The sequence below is a fragment of the Pseudomonas sp. p50(2008) genome (genome assembly GCF_015351605.1).
Taxonomy (GTDB): domain Bacteria; phylum Pseudomonadota; class Gammaproteobacteria; order Pseudomonadales; family Pseudomonadaceae; genus Aquipseudomonas.
On the sequence record NZ_JACMYF010000004.1, the window covers coordinates 72884 to 86872 of the forward strand.

Annotated in this window: 11 protein-coding genes; all 11 read left to right on the plus strand. The window is 59.9% G+C overall.

The genetic code is table 11. The features are described 5' to 3' along the window. Positions 1-365 precede the first annotated feature (365 nt). The 11 genes from H7698_RS31860 to H7698_RS12180 all read left to right on the plus strand — a co-directional run bounded on the left by H7698_RS31860 (position 366) and on the right by H7698_RS12180 (position 13943). The gene (locus H7698_RS31860) at positions 366-1409 is read left to right on the plus strand and encodes a methyl-accepting chemotaxis protein (RefSeq protein WP_442966291.1); all 1044 of its coding nucleotides are present in this window, start codon (positions 366-368) and stop codon (positions 1407-1409) included. 206 nt (positions 1410-1615) lie between these two features. Next, positions 1616-2071, plus strand: coding sequence for a type II 3-dehydroquinate dehydratase (gene aroQ / locus H7698_RS12135; protein ID WP_010463880.1), 456 nt, complete (start codon positions 1616-1618; stop codon positions 2069-2071). A gap of 24 nt (positions 2072-2095) precedes the next feature. Further along, entirely contained in the window at positions 2096-2557 is a 462-nt protein-coding gene (accB, locus tag H7698_RS12140) for an acetyl-CoA carboxylase biotin carboxyl carrier protein (RefSeq protein WP_054044024.1), read from the plus strand. Between the two features lie 17 nt (positions 2558-2574). Further along, positions 2575-3933, plus strand: coding sequence for an acetyl-CoA carboxylase biotin carboxylase subunit (gene accC, locus H7698_RS12145; protein WP_162439129.1), 1359 nt, complete (start codon positions 2575-2577; stop codon positions 3931-3933). A 350-nt stretch (positions 3934-4283) separates the two neighbouring features. After that, complete coding sequence (gene prmA / locus H7698_RS12150) at positions 4284-5162, plus strand: 50S ribosomal protein L11 methyltransferase (protein WP_194691525.1); 879 nt, start codon at positions 4284-4286, stop codon at positions 5160-5162. A 30-nt stretch (positions 5163-5192) separates the two neighbouring features. Continuing rightward, positions 5193-6413 carry a DUF3426 domain-containing protein gene (locus tag H7698_RS12155; protein ID WP_194691526.1) on the plus strand — a complete coding sequence of 407 codons (1221 nt, stop codon included), beginning with the start codon at positions 5193-5195 and terminating at the stop codon, positions 6411-6413. Between the two features lie 185 nt (positions 6414-6598). Continuing rightward, the gene (gene dusB, locus H7698_RS12160; RefSeq protein WP_162439132.1) at positions 6599-7609 is read left to right on the plus strand and encodes a tRNA dihydrouridine synthase DusB; all 1011 of its coding nucleotides are present in this window, start codon (positions 6599-6601) and stop codon (positions 7607-7609) included. Next, complete coding sequence (gene fis / locus H7698_RS12165; RefSeq protein WP_007907419.1) at positions 7606-7926, plus strand: DNA-binding transcriptional regulator Fis; 321 nt, start codon at positions 7606-7608, stop codon at positions 7924-7926. Before dusB ends, fis begins: the two co-directional genes overlap by 4 nt. A gap of 81 nt (positions 7927-8007) precedes the next feature. Further along, positions 8008-9615 carry a bifunctional phosphoribosylaminoimidazolecarboxamide formyltransferase/IMP cyclohydrolase gene (gene purH / locus H7698_RS12170; protein ID WP_194691527.1) on the plus strand — a complete coding sequence of 536 codons (1608 nt, stop codon included), beginning with the start codon at positions 8008-8010 and terminating at the stop codon, positions 9613-9615. A gap of 155 nt (positions 9616-9770) precedes the next feature. Continuing rightward, a complete protein-coding gene (gene purD / locus H7698_RS12175; protein ID WP_194691528.1) occupies positions 9771-11066 on the plus strand; it encodes a phosphoribosylamine--glycine ligase in 1296 nt (431 codons plus the stop codon). Positions 11067-11165: 99 nt separating this feature from the next. Next, the gene (locus H7698_RS12180) at positions 11166-13943 is read left to right on the plus strand and encodes a hybrid sensor histidine kinase/response regulator (protein WP_162439135.1); all 2778 of its coding nucleotides are present in this window, start codon (positions 11166-11168) and stop codon (positions 13941-13943) included. Positions 13944-13989: the final 46 nt, after the last annotated feature.

Here is a 13989-nt window from a genome sequence, read left to right on the forward strand (position 1 = left end):
TCGAACGCGAAGTCGCCAACATCCGCACTCAGGCTGAACGGCTGGATGCCTTGCCACTGTTGGGCGTGACCCGCAGCAGCGAGTCGAACACCGATGATTTCGCCGCATTGATGGGGCTGGAGAACACCGAGAAAGCCGTGGCTGAAGATGCGGGTGTCGGGCTCAAACGCGAACTCAACAGCTTGCTGAGCCGTTATCCGTCGGAGCTTGAGCGCACCCGCGAACAGATTCAAAAACGCAGCGAACTCGGCGCGGCCACGCACCAGAAGATCACGGACGTACAACACGCCATTGCCGGCCTGGAACCCGTGGTGCGCGCACAACATGGGCAAATCCAGAGTGAAGTGCGGCTGATGCAAGGGGTGATGATCGGGCTGATCCTGTTGATTGCCTTGCTCATCGATACGCTGCAGCGCCGCCTGGCGCGTACGCTGACCAATCTGGCACCAGCCCTGTCGACCTGGGCCGAAGGCGACTTCAGCCGGGACATCGAGCTGGGCAACACCAACCGCGAACTGCATGACATTCAATTGTCGCTCAACCGCTTGCGCGCCTATCTGGTTGACCTGGTGGGAACCATCCGCCTCAACGCCGAACAAGTCGCCGGCAGCAGTCGAACCTTGGCCGAGTTAAGCAATGATTTGCACAGTGGCGCTGAACATCAGGCAGGTGACACGGCGCTGATCCGCGATTCGCTGGGGGAACTGGAAGCGACCATCCAACAAGTCGCCGGCGATGCCAGCCAGGCTGCCGACGCCAGCCGCCATGCCGGATTGGCGGTGGCGCACGGGCAGAAAGTCATCGGTTTGAGCCTCACCGGGCTGCATTCGCTAGTCGGGGAGGTGCAAGGCAACGCGCAGATGATCGAACACCTGGCCGAGGAGTCCGCCACCATCGGCGGTGTCCTGACCGTGATCCGCTCGATTGCCGACCAGACCAATCTCCTGGCCCTGAACGCCGCCATCGAAGCGGCTCGCGCAGGGGAAATGGGTCGGGGGTTTGCGGTGGTGGCCGAGGAAGTCCGCTCGTTGGCGCAACGCACGGCGGGCGCTACAGCAGAGATTCAGACGCTGATTGCTGGTCTGCAAACCGCAGCGCGTCAATCGGTGGAGGGCATGCGCGCTCAGGTCGAACACGCCGAAGCCACCGCTCACCAGGCCCAGGCAGCCGACGGTGCGCTGGATAAAATCGTCGGTGCGATTCAAACCATTTCCGACACGGCAGTGCGCATCGCCGATGTCACCGCTCAGCAAAGTGGCGCTGTCAGTGAGATCCGCGATCACAGTGAGCGAATTCATCAATTGGGTGGGGATAACCTGCTGCGGATTGGCGAAGGGCGTGAGCAAGGGGAGCATCTGTTGGTGCTCGGTGGACGGTTGCACACGGCGGTTCAGGCCTTCCGCGTCTGATAGACCGCTATCATCGGCGAGATCAACCCGCGAGACTTCGCCGAACGTGTTCAGAAGGCGAATGACCGGATTTAATCACTCAGTCATATATTTCGCGCAAACATCGGCCATCGTGCTGGCTATTGCATAGAACTGGACAGTCACAAAGGCTTTGCGGCATAGTCGCCGAGTTCTGACAATTGCTCACAGATAACAAGGAACAGCAGATGGCAACCTTACTGGTTCTGCACGGACCCAACCTGAACTTGCTCGGCACCCGCGAACCGGGCACCTATGGCGCCACGACGCTGGCGCAGATCAACCAGGATCTGGAACGCCGTGCCCGTGAAGCCGGTCACCATCTGCTCTACCTGCAAAGCAACGCCGAGTACGAATTGATCGACCGCATCCACGCCGCAAAAGGCGAAGGTGTGGACTTCATTCTGATCAACCCAGCAGCTTTTACACACACAAGCGTCGCATTACGTGACGCGCTGCTGGCGGTGAGCATCCCATTCATCGAAGTGCATTTGTCTAACGTGCACAAACGCGAACCTTTCCGCCATCACTCTTACTTCTCCGACGTAGCGGTGGGAGTGATCTGCGGCCTTGGCGCCAGCGGTTATCGACTGGCCCTGGAGGCCGCCCTAGAGCAGCTTGAACAACAAGCTATACGCCCCTGACCGACCCTTGGGAGTTGATGATTCATGGATATCCGTAAAGTTAAGAAACTGATCGAATTGCTGGAAGAGTCCGGCATCGACGAGCTCGAGATCAAAGAAGGCGAAGAGTCCGTACGTATCAGCCGCCACAGCAAGACTCCAGCTCAGCAGTACTACGCACCTGCTCCCATGCATGCTCCGGCGCCTGCGCCAGTTGCTGCTGCTCCGGTTGCCGCTGCCGCGCCTGCTGCTCCGGCCGCGCCAGTTCTGAACGGCACTGTTGCCCGTTCGCCTATGGTCGGCACCTTCTATCGCAAATCTTCGCCAAGCTCGCCGTCCTTCGTTGAAGTTGGCCAGACCGTGAAGAAAGGCGACACCCTGTGCATCGTTGAAGCGATGAAGATGATGAACCACATCGAAGCTGAAACCAGCGGTGTGATCGAATCCATCCTCGTCGAAGACGGCCAGCCGGTTGAGTACGACCAACCGCTGTTCACCATCGTTTGAACCGCGGAGAAACTTTGATGACTGCGAAGTTGGAAAAAGTTCTGATCGCCAACCGCGGTGAGATTGCCCTGCGGATTCTGCGTGCCTGCAAAGAGATGGGCATCAAGACTGTCGCTGTTTACTCCAAGGCTGACAAAGAGCTGATGCACCTGGGCCTGGCAGACGAATCCGTTTGCATCGGTCCGGCATCGGCCGCGCACTCTTACCTGCACATTCCGGCAATCATCGCCGCTGCTGAAGTGACCGGCGCTACCGCCATTCACCCAGGCTACGGTTTCCTTGCGGAAAACGCTGATTTTGCTGAACAGGTCGAGAACTCCGGCTTCGCGTTCATTGGCCCGAAAGCCGACACCATTCGCCTGATGGGCGACAAGGTATCGGCCAAGCACGCCATGATCGCTGCTGGCGTTCCAACCGTTCCGGGTTCCGACGGCCCGCTGCCTGAAGACGAAGAAACCGCTCTGCGCATTGGTCGCGAAGTCGGTTATCCGGTGATCATCAAAGCCGCTGGCGGCGGTGGTGGTCGCGGCATGCGCGTTGTGCATAAAGAAGAAGACCTGATCTCCTCGGCAAAACTGACCCGCTCCGAAGCTGGCGCGGCGTTCGGCAACCCGATGGTCTATTTGGAAAAATTCCTGACCAACCCACGTCACGTGGAAGTCCAGGTTCTTTCCGACGGCCAGGGCCACGCCATCCATCTGGGCGACCGCGATTGCTCGCTGCAACGTCGTCACCAGAAGGTTCTCGAAGAAGCGCCGGCACCGGGCATCGACGAGAAGGCTCGCCAGGAAGTGCTCGCTCGCTGCGTCAAGGCGTGCATCGACATCAATTACCGTGGCGCGGGCACTTTCGAGTTCCTGTACGAGAACGGGGCGTTCTATTTCATCGAAATGAACACCCGCGTTCAAGTTGAGCACCCGGTCACTGAAATGGTCACCGGCATCGACATCGTCAAGGAGATGCTCAGCATCGCCGCTGGCAACAAGCTGTCGTACACCCAGGATGACGTCGTCATCCGCGGTCACGCGCTGGAATGCCGGATCAACGCCGAAGACCCGAAAACCTTCATGCCAAGCCCGGGCACGGTCAAGCATTTCCACGCTCCAGGCGGCAACGGCGTTCGCGTCGACTCGCACCTGTACAGTGGCTATGCCGTTCCGCCGAACTACGATTCGTTGATCGGCAAGCTGATCACCTACGGCGCAACCCGTGACGAAGCGCTGGCGCGCATGCGCAATGCGCTGGACGAAATCGTGGTCGACGGGATCAAGACCAACATCCCGCTGCACCGCGACCTGGTCCGCGATGAAGGCTTCTGCAAAGGTGGTATCAACATCCACTACCTGGAACACAAGCTGGCTGGCGACAAGCACTAAGCTTAAGCCTGATCAACAAAGCCGCCTTCGGGCGGCTTTGTTGTTTCTGGGACACCTCTTCCGACCTGCAACACACCCGTGTAGCAGCTGGCGAAGCCTGCGTCCGGCTGCGCAGCAGTCGTGAAGAATTGGGGCCGCTGCGCGACCCAACGGGGCGGTGCGACGTTTCGCTAAATCCCCTCGCCACAGCGCAGTCGAACGCAGGCTTCGCCAGCTGCTACGGGGGTGTCACGGTTCAACTGAGCGGCGTTCGGCGCTGTCCGCTCCCACAAACGCCCCGCGCTCGCGTAAACTTGCGCGCTTCTCGCAGCCCGCTAGGCTGCAATCAATATTTTTCAAAGGTGCCCGCCATGCCTTGGCTGCAAGTCCGTCTCGCCATCAGCCCAGAACAAGCCGAAACCTACGAAGACGCTTTCCTTGAAGTGGGCGCCGTGTCGGTAACGTTCATGGACGCTGAAGATCAGCCGATCTTCGAGCCAGAACTCAACACCACGCCTCTCTGGTCGCACACGCACCTGCTGGCGCTGTTCGAAGATGGCACCGAAGCCGCCAGTGTGCTGGCCCACCTTGAATTGCTGACCGGCAGCCCGCTGCCCGAGCATCACAGCGAAATCATTGAAGACCAGGATTGGGAACGCAGCTGGATGGACGGTTTCCAGCCGATGCGTTTCGGCCAGCGCCTGTGGATCGTGCCAAGCTGGCACGCCGCCCCGGAACCGGACGCCGTGAACCTGCTGCTGGACCCGGGCCTGGCGTTTGGCACCGGCACTCACCCAACCACCGCACTGTGCCTGGAATGGCTGGACGGCCAGGACCTGAAAGGCTGCAATGTGCTGGATTTCGGTTGTGGCTCGGGGATTCTGGCAATTGCCGCCCTGTTGCTGGGTGCCAAGGAAGCGGTCGGTACCGACATCGACGTGCAGGCGCTGGAAGCGTCGCGCGACAACGCCGGGCGTAACAACATCGCTGAAGCGCTCTTCCCGCTTTACCTGCCAGAAGACCTGCCACAGGTTCAGGCTGACGTGCTGGTTGCCAACATTCTCGCCGGCCCGCTGGTGTCCCTGGCGCCGCAGCTGTCCAGCCTGGTCAAACCAGGTGGCCGCCTGGCACTGTCCGGCATCCTTGCCGAACAGGGTGAAGACGTCGCCAAAGCCTACGCCCAGGACTTCGATCTGGACCCGATCGCCAATCGCGATGGCTGGGTGCGCATCACTGGCCGTCGGCGCTAGAATGAGCGCCTGCATAATCCGGATCGCCGCATGACCGACAGCTTCGTCACTCAGTGCCCGCATTGCCAAACCAGCTTCCGCGTCAGCCATGCTCAGTTGAGCGTGGCCCGGGGTGTGGTTCGTTGCGGCTCGTGCCTGCAAGTATTCAATGCCGCCAAGCAGCTGCTGGAGCAGAGTCTTGGCCAGGAAGCGGCGTCTGCGGTTCCCGCCACCGTCGAGCCGCCAGAGCAACGGGCAATCAGCCTGAAGCAGTGGACCGCCGCCGAGCTGGATCTCGACAGCCTGGACCTGGACGAAGAACTCGCCCGACTTGAGCAACGGGAAATACAGCCGACCACCGAGTTTGGCCGCCATCGTGAAGACACGTTGAGCGCTCGTCGCGACACCACCGAGCACGATGAAGCGCCGTGGGCCGACAGCCTGTTCAGTGAGTCAGCAGCCGATCGCGTCCGGGCTGACGACGTTGAGGAAGATACGAAACCGCCGACTGTCCTGCTCAAACCGGCACGCACCGAACCGTCGTTGACGCTGGAGCTGGTGGAACTCGACGATGAACCTCGTCCGCCCTTCGTGCGTCAGGACCTGGTGCTCGACTCGCCACCACCGCGCGAACGCTTGTCCGCAACCGCCGACGTCGATGACATTGACGACGACCTGCCCTCGATAGAGCCCTTGCGCAAAAAGCGCAGCGAACCGAACGGCCGCGCCGAAGCCCTGCAGGATCTGACCGACGATCCGCTGCAACTGGACTGGCAAAAACGTCGCTCCCCCTGGGGTAGACGGTTTTTCTGGCTGCTGTTGATCGTGCTCGCCGCCGGCGCCCTCGCCGGCCAGTACGTGGCGTACCATTTTGAAGAACTCGCGCGTCAGGACCAGTACCGTCCCTGGTTCCAGCAACTGTGCCCGCAGATTGGTTGCACCGTGCCATCCAAAGTCGACATTGCCAAAATCAAGAGCAGCAACCTGGTGGTTCGTAGCCATCCGGACTTCAGCGGCGCACTGGTGGTCGATGCGATCATCTATAACCGGGCCGCATTCTCCCAGCCGTTTCCACTGCTGGAGTTGCGCTTTGCCGACCTTAACGGTCACCTGATTGCCAGCCGTCGATTCAAACCTGGCGAGTACCTGAGCGGCGACCTCGAAGGCATGGCAGAAATGCCACCACAAACACCGATTCACATCGCGCTGGACATTCTGGATCCAGGCTCCAAAGCGGTGAACTACAGCTTGAGTTTCCACTCTCCCGAGTGAAACGGTTCACTGATCCCGGATTGGCGACGGATTTCTGACTTTGCCTGCGTGGACCAAACCGCTGGCGATAACAGAATAGTTGTTCAGATTTTGTTCAATTCAGCCTTTATCCAGTCATCGAGAGCGGGTATCATGCCAACCCTTTTTCGAACTCTCATGATCCGGCCCCACAACAGGGAAGTCCTATGTCGGCGGTACGCATCGGTCCATATACATTGCACAACGGCTTGATTCTCGCCCCCATGGCGGGCGTCACCGACCAGCCCTTTCGTCAGCTGTGCAAGCGATTGGGCGCAGGACTTGTAGTCTCGGAAATGGTGACCAGCGACATGAGTTTGTGGAACACCCGCAAATCGCGCATGCGCATGATCCATGAAGGTGATCCCGAGCCACGCTCGGTACAGATCGCCGGTGGGGATGCACAGATGCTGGCGGATGCGGCTCGGGCCAACGTCGAGCTGGGCGCACAGATTATTGACATCAACATGGGTTGCCCGGCGAAGAAGGTCTGCAACAAGGCCGCCGGATCTGCGCTGTTGAAGGACGAAGCATTGGTAACCGAGATCCTGCAGGCCGTCGTGGCCGCAGTCGATGTGCCGGTCACCCTGAAGATCCGGACCGGTTGGGACCGGGACAACAAGAACGGCCTGACGGTGGCGAAGATCGCCGAGCAGGCAGGCATAACGGCGCTGGCGGTCCATGGCCGCACCCGTGCCGATCTGTACACCGGTGAAGCCGAGTACGACACCATTGCCGCGATCAAGCAGGCGGTGTCGATTCCGGTCTTTGCCAACGGCGATATCGATTCGCCGGAAAAGGCCCGGTACGTGCTTGACGCGACCGGTGCCGATGGCCTGCTGGTTGGCCGTGCTGCCCAGGGGCGGCCATGGATTTTTCGCGAGATCGATCATTACCTGCGTACCGGCGAAAAACTTCCGGCGCTGGAACTGATCGAGGTGGAACGCATACTGCTAGAGCATTTGGCCGCGCTGCACGTCTTCTATGGAGATGTCATGGGCGTGCGCATTGCTCGCAAGCATGTGGGCTGGTATCTCGCAACCTTGCCGGGCGCCAGGGAATTTCGCGCCCACTTCAATCGTTTGGAAGATACGGAAGCACAATGCGCCAACGTTCAGGGCTTCTTCGCCGAACGTTATAAGAGCCTGACAGGGGACGGAGAAGGGGTGGCCGCATGACGATGATGACCGAGACTTTAGTGAGTGGAACAACACCCGTGAGCGACAACGTGAATTTGAAACAGCACCTCAATACGCCGAGCGAAGAAGGTCAGACCCTTCGCGGGAGTGTCGAGAAGGCGCTGCACAATTATTTCGCCCACCTTGAGGGCGCTGCCGTCACGGATGTGTACAACCTGGTGCTCTCCGAAGTCGAGGCTCCCCTGCTCGAGTGCGTGATGAACTACGTCAAGGGAAACCAGACCAAGGCCAGCGAGCTGCTCGGACTCAACCGAGGCACGCTGCGCAAGAAACTCAAGCAGTACGATTTGCTGTAAGCATTCAATCAAACCAGAAAGGCGCCCGCGTAAAAACGGTCGCCTTTTTTGCTGACTCCTTTGCTTTTGATGGAAATTGAAATGACCGACCAGACTACCCGCCTGCCGATCCGCCGCGCCTTGATCAGCGTTTCCGACAAGACCGGGATCCTCGAGTTCGCCAAGGAGCTTGAAGCCCTGGGCGTCGAGATCCTTTCCACCGGCGGAACGTTCAAGCTGCTGCGCGACAATGGCGTTGCCGCAGTGGAAGTCGCGGATTACACCGGTTTTGCAGAAATGATGGACGGTCGGGTCAAGACCCTGCACCCGAAAATCCACGGTGGGATCCTCGGTCGTCGCGGTATCGACGACGCCATCATGAACGAGCACGGCATCAAGCCGATCGACCTGGTAGCGGTCAACCTGTACCCGTTCGAAGCCACCATCAACAAACCTGGCTGCGACCTGCCGACCGCTATCGAAAACATCGATATCGGCGGCCCGACCATGGTTCGCTCTGCAGCCAAGAACCACAAAGACGTGGCCATCGTGGTGAATGCCAGCGACTACGCCAACGTACTGGAAGGCCTCAAGGCCGGCGGCCTGACCTACGCTCAGCGTTTCGACCTGATGCTCAAGGCCTTCGAACACACCGCTGCCTACGACGGCATGATCGCCAACTACATGGGCACCGTGAACCAGGCCGCTGACACTCTCAGCACTGAAGGTCGCAGCGAATTCCCGCGCACCTTCAACAGCCAGTTCATCAAGGCTCAGGAAATGCGCTACGGCGAGAACCCGCACCAGAGCGCGGCGTTCTATTTGGAAGCCAAGCCGGCCGAAGTCGGTATCGCCACCGCGACCCAGTTGCAAGGCAAAGAGCTGTCGTACAACAACGTGGCCGACACCGACGCCGCGCTGGAATGCGTGAAGAGCTTCGTCAAGCCTGCCTGCGTGATCGTCAAGCACGCCAACCCATGCGGCGTCGCCGTGAGCCCGGACGCCGAAGGCGGTATCCGTCAGGCCTACGAGCTGGCCTACGCCACTGATACCGAATCGGCGTTCGGCGGCATCATCGCTTTCAACCGCGAACTGGATGCTGAAACCGCCAAGGCTATCGTCGAGCGTCAGTTCGTCGAAGTGATCATCGCCCCAAGCGTCAGTGAAGAAGCCCGCGCCATCGTGGCCGCGAAAGCCAACGTGCGCCTGCTGGCGTGCGGCGAGTGGTCGGCTGATCGCGCTGCGGCGTGGGACTACAAGCGCGTCAACGGTGGCCTGCTGGTACAGAGCCGCGACATCGGCATGATCGGCAGCGAAGATCTGAAAGTCGTGACCAAACGCGCCCCGACCGAACAGGAAATCAACGACCTGATCTTCGCCTGGAAAGTCGCCAAGTACGTTAAATCCAACGCCATCGTCTACGCCAAGAACCGTCAGACCATCGGTGTCGGCGCTGGCCAGATGAGCCGTGTGAACTCCGCACGGATTGCCGCGATCAAGGCGGAACACGCTGGCTTGCAGGTAGCAGGCTCGGTAATGGCTTCCGACGCGTTCTTTCCGTTCCGCGATGGCCTGGACAACGCAGCCAAGGTGGGTATCACCGCAGTGATCCAGCCAGGTGGCTCGATGCGCGATGCGGAAGTGATTGCTGCGGCTGATGAGGCCGGCATCGCCATGGTCTTCACCGGCATGCGCCACTTCCGTCACTAAGTACACGATCCACTGTAGGAGTGAGCCTGCTCGCGATAGCTATTGATCAGTCAAAGCAGCAGTGACTGAAAGACCGCAATCGCGAGCAGGCTCACTCCTACAGAAAAGCATCTCTGCGGTGCTCCACAGAATTAGCGTCATCCGAGGTTTTTGAAATGAATGTTTTGATCATTGGCAGCGGTGGCCGTGAACACGCACTGGCCTGGAAAGTGGCTCAGGATCCACGTGTGCAGAAAGTTTTCGTCGCGCCAGGCAACGCCGGCACCGCCATTGAAGCCAAGTGCGAAAACGTCGCCATCGACGTGCTGGCGCTTGAGCAGCTGGCTGACTTCGCCGAGAAAAACGTATCGCTGACCATCGTTGGTCCGGAAGTACCGCTGGTGGCGGGCGTTGTCGACCTGTTCCGCACCCGCGGCCTGGATTGCTTCGGCCCAACGGCTGGCGCGGCCCAGCTGGAAGGCTCGAAAGCGTTCACCAAGGACTTCCTGGCTCGCCACAAGATCCCGACCGCCGACTACCAGAACTTCACCGAGATCGAGCCAGCCCTGGCCTATCTGCGTGAAAAAGGCGCACCGATCGTGATCAAGGCCGACGGCCTGGCCGCCGGCAAAGGCGTGATCGTTGCCATGACACTGATCGAGGCCGAAGACGCCGTACGCGACATGCTGGCCGGTAATGCCTTCGGTGAGGCCGGTTCCCGCGTGGTCATCGAAGAGTTTCTGGACGGCGAAGAAGCCAGCTTCATTGTCATGGTCGACGGCAAGAACGTGCTGCCGATGGCCACCAGCCAGGATCACAAACGCGTCGGCGACGGCGACACCGGTCCCAACACGGGCGGCATGGGTGCTTACTCCCCTGCCCCGGTGGTCACCAGCGAAGTGCACAAACGCGTGATGGACCTGGTGATCTGGCCGACCGTTCGCGGCATGGCCGAGGAAGGCAACATCTACACCGGTTTCCTCTATGCCGGTTTGATGATCGACAAAGCTGGTAACCCAAAAGTCATCGAGTTCAACTGCCGTTTCGGTGACCCTGAGACCCAACCGGTCATGCTGCGTTTGCAGTCGAGCCTGGTATTGCTGGTCGAAGCAGCACTCGCGCAAGCGCTGGATAAAGTCGAAGCACAGTGGGATCCACGTCCGAGCGTCGGCATTGTGCTCGCCGCCGGCGGCTACCCGGGCGATTACGCCAAAGGTGTTGCCATCAACGGTCTGGATGCGGCGGCGGCACTGGAAGGTAAAGTCTTCCACGCAGGTACCGCGCTGAAAGACGGTCAGGTAGTGACCGCCGGTGGTCGTGTACTGTGCGCAACCGCAATGGGCGTCAGTGTCGATGCGGCTCAGCAGCAGGCTTACAAGCTGGCGGCCAAAATAGACTGGGAAGGCTGCTTCTATCGCAAGGATATTGGCTACCGCGCCATTGCCCGCGAGCGTGGCGAAAATCAGGAATAAACGATTCATTCGGTCGGGCAAGGGCCACAGGCTCTTGCCGGACTATTCCGGCGCCGCGCATAGTTATAATCTGGCATCAACCTACGAAGGGATTTCGCCGTGCGCTGGCTCAGGATTGCCATAAGCCTCACTGTCACTCTGTTGACCTTGCTCTGCATGCCTGCGGCCCACGCCGCGCAAGGCAGTGGCTGGAGTGTATTGCTCGACGAACAGGGCAACCTGCAACTGAGCGACATCCGTTCCGTTCGCTACACCAATCAATTCAGTCCCATCGAACTCGAACGTCTCACCGCGGCCGAGCCCGATGGCGCTTTATGGCTGCGTTTCAGGCTTGCGCCCGGCAAGCACGAGCAAGTGCTGAAAGTGTTCGCACCCGACCTGTCGCACCTCAACCTCTACGTGCTGGAGGGCGACAAGCTCATCGAGCAAACCAATTCCGGGACGGATGAGCCCAAGGCCGAGCACCCATTGCCCAGCAGCGATTTCATGCTGCCACTGCCCCAAAGCGACAAGCCTCTCGACGTTTACGTGCGCCTGGTTTCCGATCACCAGATGCGGCCTTACATCACGCTGCAATCGGCGGTCACCACCGCTGCCAATCAGACCCAGACCCTGATCTATGGCCTGCTATTCGGCTGCATCGGGATGCTGATCCTGCACAACCTCATCCGCTATGCCTATACCCGATCCCGCAGCAGTTTATGGCTGGCAGGTTGTGAGGCCTTGCTGATGCTCAGCCTGGCGATGCTGCTGAATCTGGCGGGGCCCTGGCTGCCCAATTGGCAGGCGCTACAGACGCCGGGAGCTTACGTGGCCTTGCTGATGACCGCTCCGTGCGGTCTCATGTTTGCGTACCGCTTCTTCGCTCCGCTCGGCCCTCACCCGCTGAACAAGCTGCTGATGGGCGACATCCTGTTCATCATTGCTTGCGGCCTGCTACTGCTATTCGTCAACACGCTGCCGCTGAATATCATTACCTACGCAATGGTCGCCCTCGCCGGCCTCAGCATGCTGTTCGTGGGCGCCTGGCACTGGCAAAAAGGCTATCGTCCGGCGCGCCTGTTCGTGGCCGCCATGGTGGTCTTCAATCTCGGCACATTGATTATCCTGCCCGCCTTGCTGGGGCTGACCCTGGTGGAACCCCAGGGATTGATCACGACACTCCTGGCATTCATCTGCGTCAGCGGTCTGCTGATGAGCATCGCCCTGAGCGAACGCCAGCGCAGCATCACCGAAGACCGGTTCAGCGTCAGCCGCGACCTGGCCGCCAGCAACGCCGAAATCAACGCCAAGGCCGAGTTTCTGGCCAAGATCAGCCATGAAATCCGCACCCCGATGAATGGTGTCCTCGGCATGACCGAGCTGCTGCTGGGCACACCACTTTCGGTCAAGCAGCGCGACTACGTACAAACCATCCACAGCGCCGGCAATGAGCTGCTGACACTGATCAACGAGATTCTCGACATCTCCAAGCTCGAGTCCGGGCAGATCGAACTGGACGATGTGCAGTTCGATCTCAATGCGCTGATCGAAGACTGCCTGAGCATCTTCCGCGCCAAAGCGGAACAACAAAACGTCGAGTTGATCAGCTTTATCCAGCCGCAAGTACCACGGGTCATCAGCGGCGATCCGACACGCCTGCGTCAAACCCTGCTGAGCTTGCTGGAAAACGCCCTGAAGAAAACCGACGAAGGCGAAATCCTGATCGTCGTTGCCCTCGACGAGCGCAGCGCCAAGCCGCGGTTGCGCATCGCCGTCCAGGACAGCGGCGAGCCGATGGACGCCGAAGAGCGCGACGCGCTGATGCATGCCGAACTCCACAGTAAAAATTTCCTTTCGGCCAGCCGTCTCGGCGGGAATCTCGGGCTGGTCATCGCCCGTCAATTGATTCGCCTGATGCAAGGCGAATTCGGGATCAAGAGCGGTGCCAACCAGGGCAGCACGTTGTGGCTGACCTTGCCGCTTGACCCCGACCGTCTCGAGCACCCGACCTCCGACCTGGACGGCCCCCTGCAAGGTGCACGGGTACTGGTAGTCGATGACAACGACACGTGTCGCAAAGTGCTGGTGCAACAATGCACGGCCTGGGGCTTGAATGTCAGTGCCGCCCCTTCGGGCAAAGAAGCACTGGCGCTGCTGCGCACCAAAGCGCACCTGCGTGATTATTTCGACGTGGTCCTGCTGGACCAGAACATGCCTGGCATGACCGGCATGCAACTGGCGGCCAAGATCAAGGAAGACCCAAGCCTCAACCATGACATTTTGCTGATCATGCTGACGGGAATCAGCAACGCGCCGAGCAAGATCATCGCGCGCAATTCCGGGATCAAGCGCATTCTGGCCAAACCGGTGGCTGGTTACACACTCAAGACCACCCTGGCCGACGAACTGAATCAGCGCAATAAAGGCGTGGCCGTACCACACCGCCCGCCCACCGGGCCGACACTACCGATCAAGGTTCCCGGCGATTTCCGCATCCTGGTGGCGGAAGACAACAGCATCTCAACGAAAGTTATTCGCGGCATGCTGGGCAAACTCAACTTGCAACCGGACACTGCCAGCAATGGCGAAGAAGCCCTGCAGGCCATGAAAGCCCAACGTTATGACCTGGTCCTGATGGACTGCGAAATGCCAATACTTGACGGTTTTTCGGCAACCCAGCAATTGCGTGCCTGGGAAGTGGGCAACAAGCGAATCCGTACCCCCGTGGTGGCATTGACCGCGCACATCCTCGCCGAGCATAAGGAACGTGCGCGGCAGGCTGGCATGGATGGGCACATGGCCAAACCGGTCGAGCTTTCGCAGCTGCGCGAGTTGATTGAACATTGGGTTGCCCAGCGTGATCTGCTGAACCAGACGGCGACCCAAACGTCCTGAGCCGACAGCCTCGACAGCGCCTGATAGACTCTCCCCCGACTTCCAT